Here is an 18,114-nt window from a genome sequence, read left to right on the forward strand (position 1 = left end):
GTGCGGTTTAAGCACCATCGTGATGGATAAACTCAATACCATACAACCCACCAATAGCATTGATGGTTTCTAATAGATGCGCACCATCCGCTTGATGCGGGACGGTATCGCTCGCGGCTGAATGCGCTGGCCACCACAGGGGAAGCCCGATAAACCATGCTGTAATCTTAGCCATTGCTACCTCTGCGTTATTTATCTAGCGGGATGAAACTGATGCTTTAAGGGTAGATGCTGCCGCGCGCAAAGGTGAAATAACGATTATGGCTTTGGATATGCCAAATTTATCTATGAAGGCCAAAACTTAAGATAAAAATTAATAATTATGCATTTTAAAGATGCCAGCCATCAGCCAAGGCGTTATCTTAATTAGACATTCGCCCTGAAGGAGTTTCGCATGTTTGTTGTCAGTCTGACTTACCATCAACCTATCGATGTGGTCGAAGCACTCACTGAAAGTCATAAAGAGTGGTTGAAAAAGTACTATACACAAGGTGTTTTTATCGCATCAGGCCGTAAAGTGCCGCGTACCGGTGGCATTATTTTGGCCAAAAGTATTGCCCGTGAAGAGCTGGATAAGATATTGGCCGAAGATCCGTTTAATGCGGTTGCCGATTATAGCGTGACCGAGTTTATCGCCTCCATGGCTATCGAGTCGGTGGAAGCGTTGAAAACTCTGTGATGCTTTTATGCGATAAATCCTAACAGCAGCTATGGTTGATGCCATGGCTGCTGTTACAACGTATTGGTAGTTAATTCTGCCCGCTGTTGTCGTTGCGCCATAATACGGTGCAGATTGGCCTCAAGCCATACAGTCAGCCCTTCCACCTGCTCCTGAATCTCTTTCCCCAACGGCGTTAATTTATATTCCACATGAGGTGGTACTACCGGATAAGCAATACGCTCAACAAAACCATCTTCTTCAAGGTGTTGCAGAGTTTGTGCCAGCATCTTTTCACTAACACCGCCAATCTTTCTGCGCAACGCACTGAAACGCAGAGTCTCATTGCTTAACGCAATCAAGGCTAACACCCCCCAACGGCTGGTTACGCGCTTGAGCACTTCTCTTGAGGGACAATCAGCATTGAGTAATTCACCCCGCCGAACTTGTTCGGGAAACGAAACAGTGTGACTCAAATTTTGCGGCTCTATTATTTTCATACTAACCTTTTGGTGCGTACTTACGTAAAGTTAGTATATTGCATATGATGAACTTAAGGGCAACTTTCTGGCCAATTATGCGGTTTTATTCTTTGCCAACTGTCTGTCATCTTTCTCATAACATCAAATCTGGAGTGTCATTATGATCGCAGTAACCGGTGCCACAGGCCAATTGGGCCGCCTTGTTATCAATGCATTACTTAAAAAAGTGCCAGCCAGTGAGATTATTGCTGCGGTACGTACCCCGGACAAAGCCCACGAGCTGGCGGCGTTAGGTGTTCAAATCCGCAAAGCTGACTATAGCCAGCCAGCCACGCTGGATACCGCCTTTCAAGGTGTTGATAAACTACTGTTAATTTCATCGAGTGAAGTGGGTCAGCGTATTGCCCAACATAGCGCCGTGATCGCGGCGGCCAAGCGTGCAGGTGTTAAATTGTTGGCATATACCAGTTTGTTACATGCGGATAAAAGCCCACTGGGGTTAGGCGAAGAACACCGGGCCACCGAAGCACTATTACGTGAATCAGGTCTGCCCGTGGTGTTATTGCGTAACGGCTGGTATACCGAGAACTATGCAGCAAGTATCGCGCCAGCCCTGGCACACGGCGCATTTATCGGCGCAGTAGCTGAGGGGCGTATCGCCTCTGCCGCACGTGAAGACTATGCCGAAGCGGCCGCTGTGGTGCTAACGCAGGGAAACCAGGCGGGTAAAGTTTACGAATTAGCCGGTGACGATATCTATACACTGGCTGAATTCTCGGCAGAAATTGCCCGCCAGTCAGGTAAAGCTGTGGTGTACCACGATTTGTCTGAAGCCGATTTCAAGCAAGCATTGCTCGATGCCGGTTTACCTGATGTTTTCGCCAGCCTATTAGCAGATTCTGATGCTGGCGCAGCTAAAGGGGGGCTGTTTGATGACAGTCATACATTGAGCAAACTGATTGGCCGACCGACAACGCCTTATGCAGATGTCATTGCTGCAACGCTAGCGACACGTTAAATCTATTCAAATATTCTCGGCCGGTTCCCCTTAAGTTACCGGCCGTTCTCCATTAGAACTTATAATAATGCCGGACTAAGACTTGGCAGCATCCAGTGCCTGAGCAAGATCATTGAGAATGTCATCAATATGCTCAATACCAATCGATAGACGCACCATATCCCGTGGTACGCCCGCCTTGATCAGCTCTTCATCGTTAAGCTGACGGTGGGTGGTTGACGCTGGGTGGCAAGCCAGTGATTTGGCATCACCAATATTCACTAAGCGCACGATCAAATTCAGCGCATCTATAAAACGCCCGCCCGCCTCCTGGCCGCCATGAATACCAAATGACAATATTGAGGCTGGTTTGCCACCTAAATAGCGCTGGGCCAGTTCATGCTCAGGATGATCAGGTAAGCCTGCGTATTTAACCCAACTGACTTGTGGATGGTTTTGCAAATAGTGCGCGACTTTCAGCGCATTTTCAGTATGACGCTCCATACGCAAAGCCAATGTTTCCAGCCCCTGCAAAATCAGGAAAGCATTGAACGGCGATAACGCAGCGCCAGTATTGCGCAATGGCACCACCCGGCAACGGCCAATATAGGCAGCCGCGCCGAATTGCTCGGTATAGGTCACGCCATGATATGACGGATCAGGGGTATTTAATTGAGCAAAACGCTTAGGGTATTGCGTCCAAGGGAACTTACCCGAATCCACCACGATACCGCCAATACTGGAACCATGACCGCCGATATATTTGGTCAATGAATGAACCACAATATCCGCACCGTGTTCAAATGGTCGACACAAGATTGGTGTTGCGACGGTATTATCGACAATCAATGGCACACCATGGCGATGAGCCGCATCAGCCAATTTTTTCAAATCAACAATATTCCCAGCAGGATTACCAATCGATTCACAGAAAACTGCTTTAGTTCGGTCATCGATTAAGGCTTCCAATGCGGCGATATCATCATGATCGGCAAAACGGGTTTCTATCCCATAACGCGGTAACGTATGCGCCAGCAGATTGTAAGTCCCGCCGTACAACTTGGCCACCGACACAATATTATCCCCCACTTCGGCAATGGTTTGGATAGCATAAGTAATCGCCGCCATACCGGAAGCCACGGCCAGAGCGGCAATCCCCCCTTCGAGAGCGGCAACCCGTTTCTCCAGTACATCATTGGTGGGGTTCATGATGCGCGAGTAAATATTGCCGGCGACTTTTAAATCAAACAGATCAGCGCCATGCTGGGTATCGTCAAAAGCAAAGGAGGAAGTCTGGTAAATAGGTACCGCAACGGCTTTGGTGGTGGGGTCCGGTGAATAACCTGCATGAATAGATAATGTTTCTAATTTCATTCTTTATCCCTTGTTATATGACAATAGCCAGCGCCGCTGCCAACACGATGATATAACGTGACTAGTCATATTCTTAACTGGCGACGGAGGTGATGAAGAGAACAACAATAGAGGAATTAATGAGCAGTACCTACCTACAAAAGTAATTATTTAGCTATTAATTATAATTAAACGATATCGACATCCTCTCAGCCGCCATTCAGCCAGGTAGCGCTACGTTTCATCTATTCCATCCTGATAGATAACTTTCTCTTCTTATAAATCAATATACTGAATAAAAATATCTCTTCAGGGCTTTTCTGTCCACACCTCGCCGCATATACTGTATGCATAACCAGTTATTTTGTAAATCAGTCGTTTTTTTGTTATCACGCTCTCCCCTTAGATAACGCATTTGGAGGCTTTATGGGTGCATTCGGCAATGCTGCACAGGACTATATTGAAAAGAGAATCGACCTTAATGAACACTGCATTGAGCACCCAGCCGCCACCTTTTTCATGACCGCCAAGGGTGACGCCCTGAGTGATGCAGGTATTAACAACGGCGCACTGCTGGTGATAGATCGCAGTTTGCAGGCACAGCACGGCGATATTGTCGTTGCAACCATCGGGGGTGAGTTCAATATTAAGCGGCTTTATTTACGACCGGTTCCCCGCCTTGAGGCGCTGAATGCAGCCACTCCCCCACTCATATTATGTGAAGGGGATGAAGAGTGGGTTATCTTTGGCGTCATTGTATTTAGCATCAATAAGTTACGATAATGTTTGCTCTCGTTGACGTGAACTCATTTTATGCCAGTTGTGAAACGGTATTCAGGCCTGATTTGTATGGTCGCCCTGTGGTGGTGTTATCCAATAACGATGGCTGCGTGATTGCCCGTAGCCGGGAGGCTAAGGTCGTGGGTATTCCAATGGGGGCACCCTATTTCAAGATACAGCAAGTTATCCATCAGCATCGTGTTGTCGCGTTTAGCAGTAATTACGCACTCTACAGTGATATGTCTGCGCGGGTCATGACTATTCTTGAACAACTGGCCCCAGGGATTGAAATTTACTCAATCGATGAGGCATTTCTCAATCTTAATGGTGTACAGCATTGCATTACACTAGAAGAGTTTGGTCAGGGCGTGCGTGATAAAGTACGCAAATTGACTGGCCTAAATGTCGGTGTAGGCATCGCCCCAAGCAAGACTCTCGCCAAGCTGGCAAACCATGCTGCTAAGTTATGGCATAAAACGGGCGGTGTAGTCGATTTGTCCAATCCCATACGTCAACGCAAATTGCTGGCGCTGATGCCAGCGGCACAGGTATGGGGCGTGGGCCAGCGTACCGCAAAAAAGCTGGCAGTGATGGGGATAACCACCGCCCTTCAATTATCAGAGGCCAGCCCCGCGCTTATTCGCAAAAACTTTAGCGTCGTACTGGAACGGACAGTGCGAGAATTGCGCGGAGAAGCTTGTCTGGCGGTGGCTGAGTTCGCACCTACAAAACAACAAATAATCTGTTCGCGCTCATTTAGTAAACGCATTACAGAATATCAAAGTATGCATGAAGCCGTTTGTAGCTATGCCGAGAAAGCAGCAGAAAAGCTACGCAAGGAGCACCAATACTGTTGCCATGTATCAACCTTTATCAAAACCAGCCCTTTTGCCCGTAACGAGGTCTATTACAGTAACCTCGCCAGCACTCGCCTCAACTTTCCGACCTTGGATTCAAGGGATATTATTGCCGCAGCTCTCAAATGCCTAGCGGCAATTTGGCGACCCGGTCACCATTACCTGAAAGCAGGTATTATGTTGGGAGATTTTTCAAATCAGGGTATCGCGCAATTGGGTCTATTTGATGAGAGCAAACCGTACATTAACAGTGAATCATTGATGGCGGCTATCGACAAAATTAATCAATCCGGTAAAAGTAAAATTGCGTTTATCGGGCAAGGAGTTAATCAAGAATGGCAGATGAAACGTGAAATGTTATCACCTGCATATACTACCCGAATTCAAGATTGTCCTATCGCGGTTATCCGGTAACATAACTTAACGAATACCTCGGTGTACTGCTTATAGATGAATGTCACGTGAAAACGTTGATGGTTGGCAACAGAGGCTTAGTCCGCCCCGCATATAGAAAGGAATATTATGGGTGAATTTACCGGTTTTACTCAACATGGGCTGACATTCTTACAGCACATTGCTCACAACAATAACAAAGAATGGTTCGAGGAACATCGCGATATCTATGATCAGCATCTACTACAGCCAGTGCGAAAACTGGTTACCGACCTGAGTTCAGATATGCTGACTATTGATGAACTGTTTGAAGTTCGTCCGGCGATTGGCAAGACAATTTCTCGCATGAATCGCGATACCCGTTTCTCTCATGATAAGTCACTCTATCGCAGCAATATTTGGTTAACATTTAAAAGATCGCGTAAAAATTGGACGGATGCTCCAACTTACTTTTTCGAATTTGGCCCAGACTGGTGGCGTTATGGGTTGGGGTATTACAGCGCCTCGCGAGAAACAATGGATCTTTTCAGACAACAACTGCTCCGTGCTCCGGCTGATTTTCTCACCATAGCTGACTGTATTTATCCCAATTTCTCGATTGAGGGAGAGAGTTACAAGCGCCCTTTGATTAAAGATCTACCACCGGCATTGGCGGTCTGGTACAACAAGAAGTCGTGGGCATTAATTAGCCACCGCAGAGATATGGATTTATTATTTTCCAGACAACTGGTTGACCGGTTGAGTAAAGACTTTCTCCGTCTTTCACCTATCTATGATTTTTTGATGAAAATTGAAAGCTTGAAGAAAAGTCATAATCACTTTAGCTAGGCGAGAAGATTTACCCTATCCACGGTGCAAAAGTACAATACTCAAATGGGTTTAATCCATTTACAAGCATCAAAACCTTGCAAGCTGCACAGATGAAACATTAGATTTAGAACAGCTTGCTATTAAACGTCCATACGGTCTTATTCATCTTTTACCCCTGCCTTTCAGGGGTTTTACCTTTGATAGCGACTCAACTAATACCCCCACTACTGTAACAAATAGTTATTCATATATTCATAATCAATGGTCAGTTGTAAATAAAAAACTCATGAGCATCATCTTTTGCAACATTCAAACAGATTTGAACTATGTTTTATCTAAATAATAGACAAACAACTAGATGCAAGAGAACTCATTCACTCTTTTCATCAATTATATTTAATGCAGCCCTACAGTAAAAACCCCATCTAGTTGTTTTTGATGTATTTTTATATAACCTACATCACTTTAAATAATAGAATTATAATTGAATAAAAAAATAAATTTAAATATATTAATCATTTAATAAATACAATCTTGCCCCAGGAAAGTGCAATAGCATGAATAATCAGCACCATTATGGGGAATCAATAATTTAATTAATAAAAGTATAAAGTTTTATCTTATGAGGCCGATTACCGTCTGTAGTTATTGTATTCACCTGTTATCAGGGAACTCCCCCATTTACTGAGGTTATTATGAGAGTGAACAAGCCTGTCAGTCGGCAGGAGTATCCCATTGATCGCGATACCACCTTGCAATCCACCACCGATATTCACGGCAATATCGCCTATGCCAATGCCGCCTTTGTTCGCGCCAGTGGTTTTGAATATCAGGACTTACTGAGTCAACCGCACAATGTTGTTCGGCACCCAGATATGCCACCCGCGGCATTTGCTGACATGTGGCAAACCCTGAATGCTGGCTTATCCTGGTCATCACTGGTTAAGAATCGCCGTAAAAATGGTGACTACTATTGGGTACGCGCTAATGCTACGCCATTACGTCATGATGGCCGTCTGACCGGTTATATTTCGGTACGCATTGCCCCCACTCGCGAAGAAGTTAAACAAGCGGAAGCACTGTATGTCGATTTTAATTCGGGTAAGGCCAGGCAGCGCCGCATAGCACTATATCGAGGGTTAGTTGTTCGTACCGGTTGGTTGTCTTTATTGTCGTTGTTCCAAAAATTACCATTACGCTGGCGCTTGCGCGGGGCATTATTGGGGGCAGCTTTACTCCCTACTGTGGCCGCCGGAGTGATAGGGATAACCGGTTTGCCATTATTCGTTTTGGCCGCAGTTAGCGTTGCCAGCAGCGTGGTGACCTCCTGGTGGTTAGAACGTCAGGTTGCCCACCCTATCGCCGCAATTTTGCAACAAGCGCAAGATGTCTCTTCTGGGCAAGCTGTTGATTACGTACAGCTAAATCGCGTTGATGAAATTGGTTACTTGATGCGGAGTGTCAATCAATTAGGGCTGAATCTCCGTTCTCTGACGGATGATGTTAGCGGCCAGGTTGATGGTATTAACACTGCCAGCAGTGAAATTGCCGCAGGGAATCGTGAGTTAAAAGTTAGAACTGAACAGGCTACCGCCAACTTGCAGCATATCGTCAGCGCCACAGAACAATTAGTGGCCACAGTACAGCACAGTGCTAATAGTGCCAATGAAACCACATCGTTGGCCGCGATGAGCAGCCATGCTGCAGAACAAGGCAGCGAGTTGATGCATCAAGTCATTGAAACTATGGGCACGATTAATGCCTCCAGTCATCGTATTGTAGATATTATCAGTGTCATTGAAGGAATCGCCTTTCAGACCAACATTCTGGCGCTCAATGCGGCGGTTGAAGCGGCACGTGCTGGCGAACAAGGTCGAGGGTTTGCGGTAGTTGCCAGCGAGGTACGCCATCTGGCTCAGCGCTCTTCAACCGCGGCCAAAGAAATAAAACAATTAATTGAAACCAGTGTGGAGCGGGTTCGTGACGGTAGCGCCTTAGTGCAAAATGCTGGGGCCACCATGGATAATATCGTCAAACAAGCGGGTCAAGTTTCTACCCTAATCAGTGAAATCAGCACCTCAACCCATGAACAGACACAGGCACTTGGTCAAATTAACCAATCGATCGGTCAGTTAGATCAAATGACACACCAGAATGCGGCCATGGTTGAACAGTATGCCGGAGCGGCAGAAGAATTGGCGCATCGCACCCTGCGCCTAACAGCGGCTGTTCGAATTTACCGCCCAGTAAAATGAGATAGGTTGTTAGATGACATAACGCTGAAATAGTGCCAGCACTGATACTCCAACGCCCTACTTCGGTAGGCTTTGGCGAGGTGTTTAAGAACAGCATCCAGTAATGTTCATATTAAAATTAACGGAGAGTGTCGCAAGATATTCTCCGCTAATGTCAGATAAGATATGACCCGTCATGACTTAAGGCTATTGGCCTGACATCTCAGATGTAATCCTTTATTTTCAGCATAATATAATATGCCCAGTAGCCATAATACTGCCGCGTTTAACGTCGCCAGAAGGCTGAGTATCATTTTTAAAAAAATCACTTCGCTTTAATAAATAAACATAATTACAACGTTCCATCGTGGGATGAAAATTAATCGCTCCCTAAAAAATGATAATAATCAAAATGATGACCAATTCTTAACTCAGCCAGGTTCGGTAACTGTATAAAATATAATAGCAATGAAGATATACATAATTTACTCATAGAGTAACAATTAAAGGATTTGATAAATGAATTATCACACCACATACTTATAAAAAAATTAAACACAAAATAATATATTAAACGATAATTCCCCACAAAAAACACAATGTCATCATGTGCACCAAACTTAGCATTAACGATATTTATCACAAACAAATTAATAATAAGTTTGATAATTAAATAAACAGTAGAATAAGGTTATTTACAAAATATCAAACTGCAATATTACCAATTAATACTTATATATTGTTGCATAAAAATCTAAAAAAACACTTAACTATCGAGGTAAAAATCATGAGTAACAATAAATTACAACTTCGGCATGGCCGGGTCACTGATCCTCAAACACGAGGCTTGGTAGCAACTGATTTAGGATTGATTGCTGAATGGGAAAATAATGAAATGGAAGGAGGAAAAAACTTCCCTGATTTGACAGGCGGTTCTTTCGTCCCCCCTTACGAAATGGATAGTTGGAGCAACCCACCACCCCCTGATGGCCTTATTCTCAGTGGTGGTCACCGCGGTAATCGAGAGGTGGTGAATTTCACCGATAAAGAAATGCAACACAAGCTACGGTCTATCGGTCACCCTAATGATAACTTTACCTGGCCAACTATCGTGGTTAACCCAGGCAGTGACCTTGATATATATTGGGCCTACACTGTTGCTCATGTTACTCGTGGTTATCGTTGGTTTATTACCAAAGATGATTGGAACCCAGCAGAACGTATTACACGGGCTCAATTAGAGCCAGCACCGTTTTATGAGGATATCTATCCTTATGTTCCTTATTACTCGCACAACGATAAGTTAGTGGCTAAAATCGAGCACAAGGTTCATTTACCTAAAGGTAAAAAAGGCCATCACGTCATTATTCTGGCATGGATTGTTGCAGACTCAGGCAATGCGTTTTATCAAGCATGTGATGTCGACTTTGGTCAATAAATAATTAGGCTTTATCTAATTTAGCCAATCTCACTATGCAGGTGGATAAATTTCACCTGTATTTTTATACGATAGCAATAAATAAAAATCCCGCTATAGTAGTCAGGTAGTTACTCAATTATTAAATAAGGAGTTTTATGTCATCACTTAATCAAACATCTGTCCGCGCTCACAAAGGTGAAACTGATGCAAACTTACCTGGTGAAGATCATCTGATCGCCCATGAAGCTTTGCTTGTCGCGTTAATGGTTGAATGTGCTAATGAGTCAGATAACGATCAGTTCCTGGCCAGTGTCCGAGAGACGCTTAGCGGCATCTTACACTCAGCACGTTATCTGGATGCCAGCAAAATAGCCAAAGGCCTGCTCGATGAGGCTGATGATAAAGCCAACCGTTAGTCTATAGCCCTCATCATTGAGGGCTTTTTATTGGTTCATCCTCAGGGTCGTGCCGGTTGTTCAACAATGGCAATAACATGATAATCAACCAATTAAAACGACAACATGATCCATTAAGGTCACACGGTGGTATCGCGTCAGGCGATTAACCTGATTACCCGCATATACAGCAGCACTGTCGTCCTTACTACTGATATCTCCCATCTGAACACCGTATTTTCTGCATCATTGGCTGAAGTATCTACTGGAACATCGCTATCGTGGCGGCTGTACAGGCCTGTGCTAAGGCAAAGGTGAAGGAAATAATAATTGGGTGATCTAGTGACTAAAAAGTCATTTTCGCTCACTCTGTCCATGATTTTTATATGGTTTTACGTTATCGTTATTGTACTTTGCGTATTCGACCTAAAAGATCAATTCGGCAAGGTTTATGAAGCCAAAAAATACAAGGAGGAAAAGTGCTGCTGGATAAATTCTTGCTAGTTGCCATTATGGTTTTATTATCACTTTTTACCTGGTTGTTTTTCTCACCATACCATATGTATTCAATAGTTTATGAGTTTTTAGAGGTATTTGGTTTTAAAGAGGGATACAACAGTTTAGGCATCACTTCAGCCACGGCAACACCGGAATAAACAGATAAATAACAGGTGCCACATCGGGCACCTGTCTTATTTATTTCACAGCCAACTTTATTGACTACTGATTTCATTTTGCTCTTTCGGCGGCAGAACTGAATAACTGGCAACTATCGCCGTAAGAATAATAAACAGATGCCCTTCTGAAGAGTCGAGTAAGAAGGAATTAAACAAGTGGCAAGCCAAATAGGCACCAAGTAATGCAATCAGCACATTTCTAACCTGAGCAGATAAACGCCATGCGGAGCGGAAATAACACCACATCCATCCCAGGAATAAGGCTAACCCGACCAATCCCGACTGAACTGTCTGCATCAGATATTCATTATGTGGATTGATGCTATACGCACTTTGCGAGAAAGAATACCAAAAACCCCCAGCCCCATGACCCAATATCGGCGCATCCTCAATCAACTTCACTGAGGCGAGCATAAATGCGGTACGTAGCCCCATCGAGCTATCACAGGAAACATTAGCATCACCATTCGAGACGGCCAGACAGGTTTTAACCTCAGTCACGCCCTGCTGCAACCGATCTACCGCCCGGTTAGGCACCATAAGTACAATGGCCGCGACGATAAATGCGCAAACGACCATCGCCAAGCGCTGGCGGATTGACAGTGACAGTAGCCCCCACAGGCCAAATGCCGCGGCCAATGCAACATAGCCGGTGCGGCCTTGCACCATAAACACAATGTTATAGATAGCCAAACACATCAACAGACCATAACCCCAACGCTTCCATCCTTGGCTTCTAAAAGCCAGAGCAAGCCAGATAACGGCGGCCAGTGCCATAAAGAAATTATGCGTAATTTGCAGTTTAAACACAGAGGGATTCAGTGGATCGATATGCCCCAACGGCAGATGGAGAAGGCCAACCCACAGGCTGGCTGCCAGGATAACGGCATTTGCCAGTAAAAAACCTTTGGCAAAATAGCCAGCCAATGAACGTGACAGCACAAAGAACATCGCTAACGGTAAGATATACAGTAATTTGGAGTACTTGCTGACCATCACTTTGCCGTATAGGTTATGCTGCCAGAGCAACGACAGTGCCAGCAGCATGAACATAATGGCAGGCAACCAAATCAACGGATTCTTTGCCAACGTTTTCACATAGCGAGTATCGCGGTTCAGCAGCAAACAGATGACAGCTAACACCATCGACAAATTCATTATGAAATTAGAAGTGGGTAGACCAATACCTAACAGGAATGCCGTAGCACAGGAAAACATGCCAACATATCGATGCACTGGCGCTGAGCCGGGCAAAGAAGTAGAAACCGGAGAAATCATAAGTCACTCACTTCGAATTGATAATCAGTTGAGGCTATCAGATACCTTTTCGCAAAGGATAGCAGCCCCAATTTACACCATAACCAACCATCAGATAACCACTAGCTATGGCAATATTTTGTGGCGAGTGCCGTTATGCTGCCAGTGATCTAAACAAGTAACGGAACCACCATAATGGTCGCCACCAAAGCTTGCGTTCAGGCACCGTTGGCACACGTGAATGCACTTTTTTAATTTCCCAGTTAAAGTTAAGAAATATCCGGCTATGGCCATATTCTGCACCAAACCGTGCAATTTCACTCTTCTTCCGGTCATCAATCGGGGCGTTGTGAGTCAAATCACGATCCAGAGAATGGTAGCTTTTCTTCCTATCTACATTACGCTCAATGCATCGGTACTGCTTAGGCAGATAACGTGGTGTGCTACCATGATCTTTATGGAACTTCACAAACCGATAATCCTCCGAGCCATAATGGCCAGCGAACTCTTCATCATACCCATACAACCTAAAGAACCGTGCTCTGGACATGAAGAACAGGTTAGGATGGCCACGATAGGCTTTACCTGTTTTTTCATCTGTGCGGTAGATACGATATAGGGAACGGCCAGGGTTACGGGCATTCACCAAATAACGCAGGGTGTCTGCCGGTAGCAAGCAATCTAAATCAGTAATGATAATCTTATCTGACTTCGCGTATGTCACCCCCAGATTCCGAGAGCCGGCCTGATTCCACTGAATATCAGTGGTTATTCTTAACCACGTGAAATTCAAATCATAATCCTTTACGTCATACTCTAATGGCGAGCAATCATCGACGATGACAAACTCCACTGCATCTTTAATATCATCAGGGTAAGTTTCATATTCCTTCAACAAAGATTCAACAGAATCCATATTTCCCTGATTACAGTAAAAATGAGTTACATAAGTCAGTTTGATATGCTGCTTATCTAACGGATGCCGTGCTTTAACAATTTCTACATCCTTTGTCACAATGTAAACCTCTGTTTTAAGAGAGAAAATAAAGAATAAGATTTTTATAATATCTTGAAAACTGCGAGCTAAATAAGCTCAGTACAATTCGCCAGCAGCTATATGCCAAATAACTTGCGGTAAAGGATAAAGAGTTACCATAATCAGTCAAATATTTTCTTCATATATTCCTACCGCAAGAACAGTTTGAGAGGTGAATAACAATTTAATAACAAATAAGAGATAAATCTGTACTAGTAGATATTTAAGCAATCAACTTCGTCCCTTCTTGGGATAAAAAAAGCCTCACGGTAGCTTAAACTCCCGCGAGGCTTTGTTCTGCTCAACAATTTACATGTTGTCGATGATATCTTGACCAAACTCGCTACATTTGCGCAGTTTAGCGCCATCCATCAGGCGTTCGAAATCATAAGTCACGGTCTTGGCCTGAATTGCGCCTTCGGTGCCTTTGATAATCAAGTCAGCCGCTTCGAACCAACCCATATGACGTAGCATCATTTCTGCGGACAGAATGATTGAGCCTGGGTTCACTTTATCCTGACCAGCATATTTTGGTGCAGTGCCGTGAGTGGCCTCAAACAAAGCACAATCATCACCAATGTTGGCACCCGGAGCAATACCGATACCGCCAACCTGAGCAGCCAAGGCGTCAGAGATGTAATCACCATTCAGGTTCATACAGGCGATAACATCATATTCAGCAGGACGCAGCAGAATTTGTTGCAGGAAAGCATCAGCAATCACATCTTTGATAATGATCTCTTTGCCATTATTGGGGTTCTTGATTTTAACCCAAGGACCGCCATCGATCAGCTCACCACCAAATTCCTCACGTGCTAACTGGTAACCCCAGTCTTTAAAGGCACCTTCGGTGAATTTCATAATGTTGCCTTTATGAACCAGAGTTACTGATTCACGATCGTTGGTAATTGCATACTCAATTGCCGCACGAACCAAGCGCTTAGTCCCTTCTTCTGAGCAAGGTTTGATACCAATACCGCATTGTTCAGGGAAACGGATTTTCTTCACACCCATCTCTTCACGCAGGAACTTAATCACTTTTTCAGCTTCTGGTGAACCGGCTTTCCATTCGATTCCAGCATAGATATCTTCCGCGTTTTCGCGGAAAATCACCATGTTGGTCAATTCAGGGTGTTTTACCGGGCTTGGGGTCCCTTCGTAATAACGCACCGGACGCAGGCACACATACAGATCAAGTTGTTGGCGCAAAGCAACGTTCAACGAACGAATACCGCCACCGACCGGGGTAGTCAATGGGCCTTTAATCGCCACGCGGTACTCACGAATCAGATCCAATGTTTCTTCTGGCAGCCAAACATCTTTGCCATAAACATGCGTTGACTTCTCACCGGTGTAGATTTCCATCCAGGAGATTTTACGCTCACCTTTATAGGCTTTCTTAACCGCGGCATCTACCACGTGGATCATGGCAGGGGTCACATCAACGCCGATACCATCACCTTCAATAAATGGAATGATCGGATTATGCGGAACAACCAGTTTACCCTGAGCATCGACAGTAATTTTCTTACCTTCTGCCGGAACAACTACTTTGCTTTCCATCAACCTTCTCCTTCAGCGCAATTTTGTTAATGCCTTGTAAGATTCGTGTCAATACTACTTGAATATTCGTTCCACGCCAATCCGAAACGGATTGAGGTATAATGCGCTAATCATTCGGAATCGCAATAAACATGAATAAATTCTCTGTTAAAAATCACAAAGTTAACCGATTCAGCACCAAGACGCCGGCCAAACGGGTAAAGCCTGTCGGCCCAAGGAGAGTGTTGTTATTCAACAAACCTTTCGATGTCTTGCCACAATTTACCGATGAGTCTGGCCGTAGCACATTGAAGGAATTTATCCCCTTTAACGACGTTTATGCCGCAGGCAGACTCGATCGCGACAGTGAAGGTTTACTGGTATTAACCAATGATGGCAAGTTGCAAGCCAAACTCACCCAACCGGGCGAGAAAACAGGTAAAATCTATTTTGTACAAGTAGAAGGAATACCTGGCGATGATGCTCTCGGCCAATTACGCCGTGGTGTCACCTTAAAAGATGGCCCTACCTTACCCGCAGGGGCTGAGTTGGTTAATGAACCTGAGTGGCTATGGCCGCGGGTGCCCCCGATCAGAGAGCGCAAAAATAGTCCTACCTGCTGGCTACAGATCACACTTTACGAAGGTCGTAATCGGCAAGTGCGCAGAATGACGGCCCATATTGGCTTCCCTACCCTGCGTCTGATACGGTTTAGTGTAGGAAATTTAAGCCTTGCCGACCTACAGCCCGGCGAATGGAAGGAGATTAACTATGTTTAAGCCCCATGTAACTGTCGCTTGTGTTGTGCACGCTCAAGGGAAATTCTTAGTTGTCGAAGAGACGATTAATGGCAAAAAACTATGGAATCAACCGGCTGGACATTTGGAAGCCAATGAAACTCTGTTGCAAGCCGCAGAGAGAGAGTTGTGGGAAGAGACCGGAATTCGCGCCACACCGCAATCTTTTCTGCGAATGCATCAATGGATAGCCCCGGACAAGACCCCATTTTTGCGCTTCGCTTTCGTTATTGAACTGCTGGCCCCCTTACCCACCCATCCTCATGATAGTGATATTGATTGCTGTCGGTGGCTCTTGGCTGATGAAATACTGCAATCAGCCAATTTACGTTCACCATTAGTGGCCGAGAGTATCCGCTGTTACCAACAACCCGAACGTTATTCCCTTGATCTGGTTGGTTCTTTTAACTGGCCTTTATAAAAAGTAGCGTTGATTTACTCAGGTAATTTCGTCGAGAGCGCGAATCTAGAATGCAGCCGAGCGGTCAACGTGATAAAATCCGGCGCTTGTTTTTATAATGCCTTGTCCGTGGCGATAAAGTGTTCGGATAGTGCTATCCGCCTTGGTCTCTATCAGAAGCTTAGGTATTTACGTTAGTGAGACTCCCATGTCAGATAATAGCCAGAAAAAAGTAATCGTCGGTATGTCCGGCGGTGTCGACTCTTCCGTTTCCGCCTACCTGCTTCAGCAACAGGGTTACCAAGTTGCCGGTTTGTTCATGAAGAATTGGGAAGAGGATGATGGCGAAGAGTATTGCTCAGCAGCGACCGATTTGGCCGATGCGCAAGCAGTATGCGACAAACTGGGCATGGAGTTGCACACCGTCAATTTTGCCGCAGAATATTGGGATAACGTGTTCGAATTGTTCCTGGAAGAATATAAAGCCGGGCGCACACCTAACCCTGATATTCTGTGTAATAAAGAGATCAAGTTTAAAGCTTTCCTTGAGTTTGCCGCCGAAGACTTAGGGGCTGACTATATTGCCACTGGCCACTATGTTCGCCGCCAGGATGTCGATGGCAAAAGCCGTTTACTACGTGGTCTGGATGGCAATAAAGATCAAAGTTACTTCCTCTATACATTAAGCCACGAACAACTGGCCCAAAGCCTATTCCCGGTCGGCGAACTGGAAAAACCCGAAGTGCGCCGTATCGCCGAGCAACTTGATCTGGTCACCGCCAAGAAAAAAGACTCCACCGGCATCTGCTTTATCGGTGAGCGCAAATTCCGTGATTTCCTGGGGCGTTATCTGCCCGCACAACCCGGCCCTATCATGACTGTTGACGGTCAGCATATGGGCGAGCATCAGGGATTGATGTATCACACCTTGGGGCAACGTAAAGGGCTGGGTATCGGTGGCACCAAAGATGGCGGTGATGACCCATGGTATGTGGTAGATAAAGATGTCGCCAATAATATCTTGCTTGTGGCGCAAGGACATGAACATCCACGGTTAATGTCAGTCGGTCTGATAGCCCAACAGTTGCATTGGGTTGACCGTCAACCGATAACCGCCGCTTTTCAGTGTGTGGTGAAAACACGCTACCGTCAGCAGGATATTCCCTGCACCGTCACCCCGCTGGATGATGAGCGTATCGAGGTCAGATTCGATAGCCCGGTTGCCGCAGTAACCCCGGGTCAGTCCGCTGTATTTTATCAAGGTGAAGTCTGCCTTGGCGGCGGTATCATTGAAGAGCGTTATCCACTGACTGACGTAGTAACAAACTAAATCAGCCCAGCAATGAACCAGAACGTTTACAGGAGTGACCGTGGCGAAGAATTATTATGACATTACGCTGGCACTGGCAGGGATCTGCCAGTCCGCTCGCTTGGTTCAGCAACTGGCTCATGAAGGCCAGTGCGATAATGAGGCATTGAACACCATCTTGGGCGGGCTACTACAGACCGACCCACCGTCAACACTTGCGGTGTACGGCGGTAATGAGCAATCGCTGAAAATGGGATTGGAGACGCTGCAAACGGTCTTAAATGCCAATCGTCAGGGGCCAGCAGCAGAATTGACCCGCTATACCCTCAGCTTAATGGTGTTAGAACGCAAGCTCAATGGCAATAAGCCTGCCATGAATACATTGGGTGACCGAATCAATCAGCTTGATCGCCAACTGGCACATTTCGATCTTGAATCAGAAACAATGATGAGTTCACTGGCATCCATTTATACTGATGTCATCAGCCCTCTCGGCCCACGCATTCAGGTTACCGGTTCACCCGCTATTTTACAAAGCACGTTGGTGCAGGCAAAAGTTCGTGCCGCCCTGCTGGCGGGTATTCGCTCAGCAGTGCTTTGGCAACAAGTCGGTGGAAGCCGCTTGCAGTTAATGTTTTCGCGAAATCGTCTTTTTAAACAGGCACAGAGTATTCTTGCTCATAATTGAACCATACCAAAGTAATTGGAGTTGCCACC

At 45.4% G+C, this 18,114-nt stretch carries 19 protein-coding genes and 1 pseudogene; 13 read left to right on the plus strand and 7 right to left on the minus strand.

Annotation, left to right across the window (positions count from 1 at the left end):
- Positions 1-7: 7 nt before the first annotated feature.
- Positions 8-175 carry a hypothetical protein gene (locus Q2T72_RS12950; protein ID WP_193784642.1) on the minus strand — a complete coding sequence of 56 codons (168 nt, stop codon included), beginning with the start codon at positions 173-175 and terminating at the stop codon, positions 8-10.
- Between the two features lie 219 nt (positions 176-394).
- Between Q2T72_RS12950 and Q2T72_RS12955 the strand changes: the two genes are divergently transcribed.
- Positions 395-679 (plus strand): YciI family protein, encoded by a 285-nt coding sequence (locus Q2T72_RS12955; RefSeq protein WP_083158564.1) that lies wholly within the window; start codon positions 395-397, stop codon positions 677-679.
- A 53-nt stretch (positions 680-732) separates the two neighbouring features.
- Here the strand turns inward: Q2T72_RS12955 and Q2T72_RS12960 are convergent, their stop codons facing one another.
- Positions 733-1,158 (minus strand): helix-turn-helix domain-containing protein, encoded by a 426-nt coding sequence (locus tag Q2T72_RS12960; protein WP_083158563.1) that lies wholly within the window; start codon positions 1,156-1,158, stop codon positions 733-735.
- A 142-nt stretch (positions 1,159-1,300) separates the two neighbouring features.
- Here Q2T72_RS12960 and Q2T72_RS12965 point away from each other — a divergent pair, with 142 nt between their 5' ends.
- On the plus strand, positions 1,301-2,158 hold the full coding sequence (locus tag Q2T72_RS12965) for an SDR family oxidoreductase (RefSeq protein ID WP_372569276.1): 858 nt from the start codon (positions 1,301-1,303) through the stop codon (positions 2,156-2,158).
- A 75-nt stretch (positions 2,159-2,233) separates the two neighbouring features.
- On the opposite strand, the gene Q2T72_RS12970 is transcribed toward Q2T72_RS12965, so the two are convergent.
- The gene (locus Q2T72_RS12970; protein WP_372569277.1) at positions 2,234-3,511 is read right to left on the minus strand and encodes a bifunctional O-acetylhomoserine aminocarboxypropyltransferase/cysteine synthase; all 1,278 of its coding nucleotides are present in this window, start codon (positions 3,509-3,511) and stop codon (positions 2,234-2,236) included.
- Between the two features lie 405 nt (positions 3,512-3,916).
- On the opposite strand from Q2T72_RS12970, the gene umuD reads away from it, so the two are divergent.
- The 4 genes from umuD (at position 3,917) to Q2T72_RS12990 (ending at position 8,585) form a co-directional block, all read left to right on the plus strand.
- Positions 3,917-4,273, plus strand: coding sequence for a translesion error-prone DNA polymerase V autoproteolytic subunit (umuD, locus tag Q2T72_RS12975; RefSeq protein WP_032905840.1), 357 nt, complete (start codon positions 3,917-3,919; stop codon positions 4,271-4,273).
- Positions 4,273-5,541, plus strand: a complete 1,269-nt coding sequence (umuC, locus tag Q2T72_RS12980; RefSeq protein ID WP_083158560.1) for a translesion error-prone DNA polymerase V subunit UmuC — start codon at positions 4,273-4,275, stop codon at positions 5,539-5,541. The genes umuD and umuC overlap by 1 nt, the downstream gene beginning before the upstream one ends.
- A gap of 108 nt (positions 5,542-5,649) precedes the next feature.
- Positions 5,650-6,348 (plus strand): DUF2461 domain-containing protein, encoded by a 699-nt coding sequence (locus Q2T72_RS12985; RefSeq protein ID WP_083158559.1) that lies wholly within the window; start codon positions 5,650-5,652, stop codon positions 6,346-6,348.
- Positions 6,349-7,025: 677 nt separating this feature from the next.
- A complete protein-coding gene (locus Q2T72_RS12990) occupies positions 7,026-8,585 on the plus strand; it encodes a methyl-accepting chemotaxis protein (RefSeq protein ID WP_372569278.1) in 1,560 nt (519 codons plus the stop codon).
- 44 nt (positions 8,586-8,629) lie between these two features.
- On the opposite strand, the pseudogene Q2T72_RS12995 reads toward Q2T72_RS12990, so the two are convergent.
- Positions 8,630-8,878, minus strand: a pseudogene (locus tag Q2T72_RS12995) (IS4/IS5 family transposase); the annotation flags it as partial.
- 473 nt (positions 8,879-9,351) lie between these two features.
- Between Q2T72_RS12995 and Q2T72_RS13000 the strand changes: the two are divergent.
- The 3 genes from Q2T72_RS13000 (at position 9,352) to Q2T72_RS13010 (ending at position 11,035) form a co-directional block, all read left to right on the plus strand.
- Positions 9,352-10,002: a lytic polysaccharide monooxygenase auxiliary activity family 9 protein gene (locus tag Q2T72_RS13000; protein ID WP_083158557.1), complete on the plus strand. Its 651-nt coding sequence runs from the start codon at positions 9,352-9,354 to the stop codon at positions 10,000-10,002.
- A gap of 137 nt (positions 10,003-10,139) precedes the next feature.
- Entirely contained in the window at positions 10,140-10,400 is a 261-nt protein-coding gene (locus Q2T72_RS13005; RefSeq protein WP_083158556.1) for a hypothetical protein, read from the plus strand.
- Between the two features lie 458 nt (positions 10,401-10,858).
- Positions 10,859-11,035: a hypothetical protein gene (locus Q2T72_RS13010; RefSeq protein ID WP_193784641.1), complete on the plus strand. Its 177-nt coding sequence runs from the start codon at positions 10,859-10,861 to the stop codon at positions 11,033-11,035.
- Between the two features lie 57 nt (positions 11,036-11,092).
- Here the strand turns inward: Q2T72_RS13010 and Q2T72_RS13015 are convergent, their stop codons facing one another.
- The 3 genes from Q2T72_RS13015 to icd all read right to left on the minus strand — a co-directional run bounded on the left by Q2T72_RS13015 (position 11,093) and on the right by icd (position 14,912).
- Positions 11,093-12,334: an O-antigen ligase family protein gene (locus Q2T72_RS13015; protein ID WP_372569279.1), complete on the minus strand. Its 1,242-nt coding sequence runs from the start codon at positions 12,332-12,334 to the stop codon at positions 11,093-11,095.
- 133 nt (positions 12,335-12,467) lie between these two features.
- Positions 12,468-13,328: a glycosyltransferase family A protein gene (locus Q2T72_RS13020; protein WP_083158555.1), complete on the minus strand. Its 861-nt coding sequence runs from the start codon at positions 13,326-13,328 to the stop codon at positions 12,468-12,470.
- A gap of 330 nt (positions 13,329-13,658) precedes the next feature.
- On the minus strand, positions 13,659-14,912 hold the full coding sequence (gene icd / locus Q2T72_RS13025; protein WP_005183101.1) for an NADP-dependent isocitrate dehydrogenase: 1,254 nt from the start codon (positions 14,910-14,912) through the stop codon (positions 13,659-13,661).
- A gap of 131 nt (positions 14,913-15,043) precedes the next feature.
- Here icd and rluE point away from each other — a divergent pair, with 131 nt between their 5' ends.
- From rluE to hflD, 4 genes are all read left to right on the plus strand, one after another.
- Entirely contained in the window at positions 15,044-15,670 is a 627-nt protein-coding gene (gene rluE, locus Q2T72_RS13030; RefSeq protein WP_083158554.1) for a 23S rRNA pseudouridine(2457) synthase RluE, read from the plus strand.
- Positions 15,663-16,109: an NUDIX hydrolase gene (locus Q2T72_RS13035; protein ID WP_083158553.1), complete on the plus strand. Its 447-nt coding sequence runs from the start codon at positions 15,663-15,665 to the stop codon at positions 16,107-16,109. Before rluE ends, Q2T72_RS13035 begins: the two co-directional genes overlap by 8 nt.
- A gap of 187 nt (positions 16,110-16,296) precedes the next feature.
- A complete protein-coding gene (mnmA, locus tag Q2T72_RS13040) occupies positions 16,297-17,418 on the plus strand; it encodes a tRNA 2-thiouridine(34) synthase MnmA (RefSeq protein ID WP_372569280.1) in 1,122 nt (373 codons plus the stop codon).
- A gap of 40 nt (positions 17,419-17,458) precedes the next feature.
- Positions 17,459-18,085 (plus strand): high frequency lysogenization protein HflD, encoded by a 627-nt coding sequence (hflD, locus tag Q2T72_RS13045; RefSeq protein ID WP_083158551.1) that lies wholly within the window; start codon positions 17,459-17,461, stop codon positions 18,083-18,085.
- Positions 18,086-18,114: the final 29 nt, after the last annotated feature.

This window comes from Yersinia sp. 2466 StPb PI (assembly GCF_041538325.1).
GTDB lineage: Bacteria > Pseudomonadota > Gammaproteobacteria > Enterobacterales > Enterobacteriaceae > Yersinia > Yersinia enterocolitica_E.

Coding starts and splice junctions, on each gene's coding strand:
- Q2T72_RS12950 (WP_193784642.1), bottom strand. CDS start 175: ATGGCTAAGATTACAGCATGGTTTATCGGGCTTCCCCTGTGGTGGCCA.
- Q2T72_RS12955 (WP_083158564.1), top strand. CDS start 395: ATGTTTGTTGTCAGTCTGACTTACCATCAACCTATCGATGTGGTCGAA.
- Q2T72_RS12960 (WP_083158563.1), bottom strand. CDS start 1,158: ATGAAAATAATAGAGCCGCAAAATTTGAGTCACACTGTTTCGTTTCCC.
- Q2T72_RS12965 (WP_372569276.1), top strand. CDS start 1,301: ATGATCGCAGTAACCGGTGCCACAGGCCAATTGGGCCGCCTTGTTATC.
- Q2T72_RS12970 (WP_372569277.1), bottom strand. CDS start 3,511: ATGAAATTAGAAACATTATCTATTCATGCAGGTTATTCACCGGACCCC.
- umuD (WP_032905840.1), top strand. CDS start 3,917: ATGGGTGCATTCGGCAATGCTGCACAGGACTATATTGAAAAGAGAATC.
- umuC (WP_083158560.1), top strand. CDS start 4,273: ATGTTTGCTCTCGTTGACGTGAACTCATTTTATGCCAGTTGTGAAACG.
- Q2T72_RS12985 (WP_083158559.1), top strand. CDS start 5,650: ATGGGTGAATTTACCGGTTTTACTCAACATGGGCTGACATTCTTACAG.
- Q2T72_RS12990 (WP_372569278.1), top strand. CDS start 7,026: ATGAGAGTGAACAAGCCTGTCAGTCGGCAGGAGTATCCCATTGATCGC.
- Q2T72_RS13000 (WP_083158557.1), top strand. CDS start 9,352: ATGAGTAACAATAAATTACAACTTCGGCATGGCCGGGTCACTGATCCT.
- Q2T72_RS13005 (WP_083158556.1), top strand. CDS start 10,140: ATGTCATCACTTAATCAAACATCTGTCCGCGCTCACAAAGGTGAAACT.
- Q2T72_RS13015 (WP_372569279.1), bottom strand. CDS start 12,334: ATGATTTCTCCGGTTTCTACTTCTTTGCCCGGCTCAGCGCCAGTGCAT.
- icd (WP_005183101.1), bottom strand. CDS start 14,912: ATGGAAAGCAAAGTAGTTGTTCCGGCAGAAGGTAAGAAAATTACTGTC.
- rluE (WP_083158554.1), top strand. CDS start 15,044: ATGAATAAATTCTCTGTTAAAAATCACAAAGTTAACCGATTCAGCACC.
- Q2T72_RS13035 (WP_083158553.1), top strand. CDS start 15,663: ATGTTTAAGCCCCATGTAACTGTCGCTTGTGTTGTGCACGCTCAAGGG.
- mnmA (WP_372569280.1), top strand. CDS start 16,297: ATGTCAGATAATAGCCAGAAAAAAGTAATCGTCGGTATGTCCGGCGGT.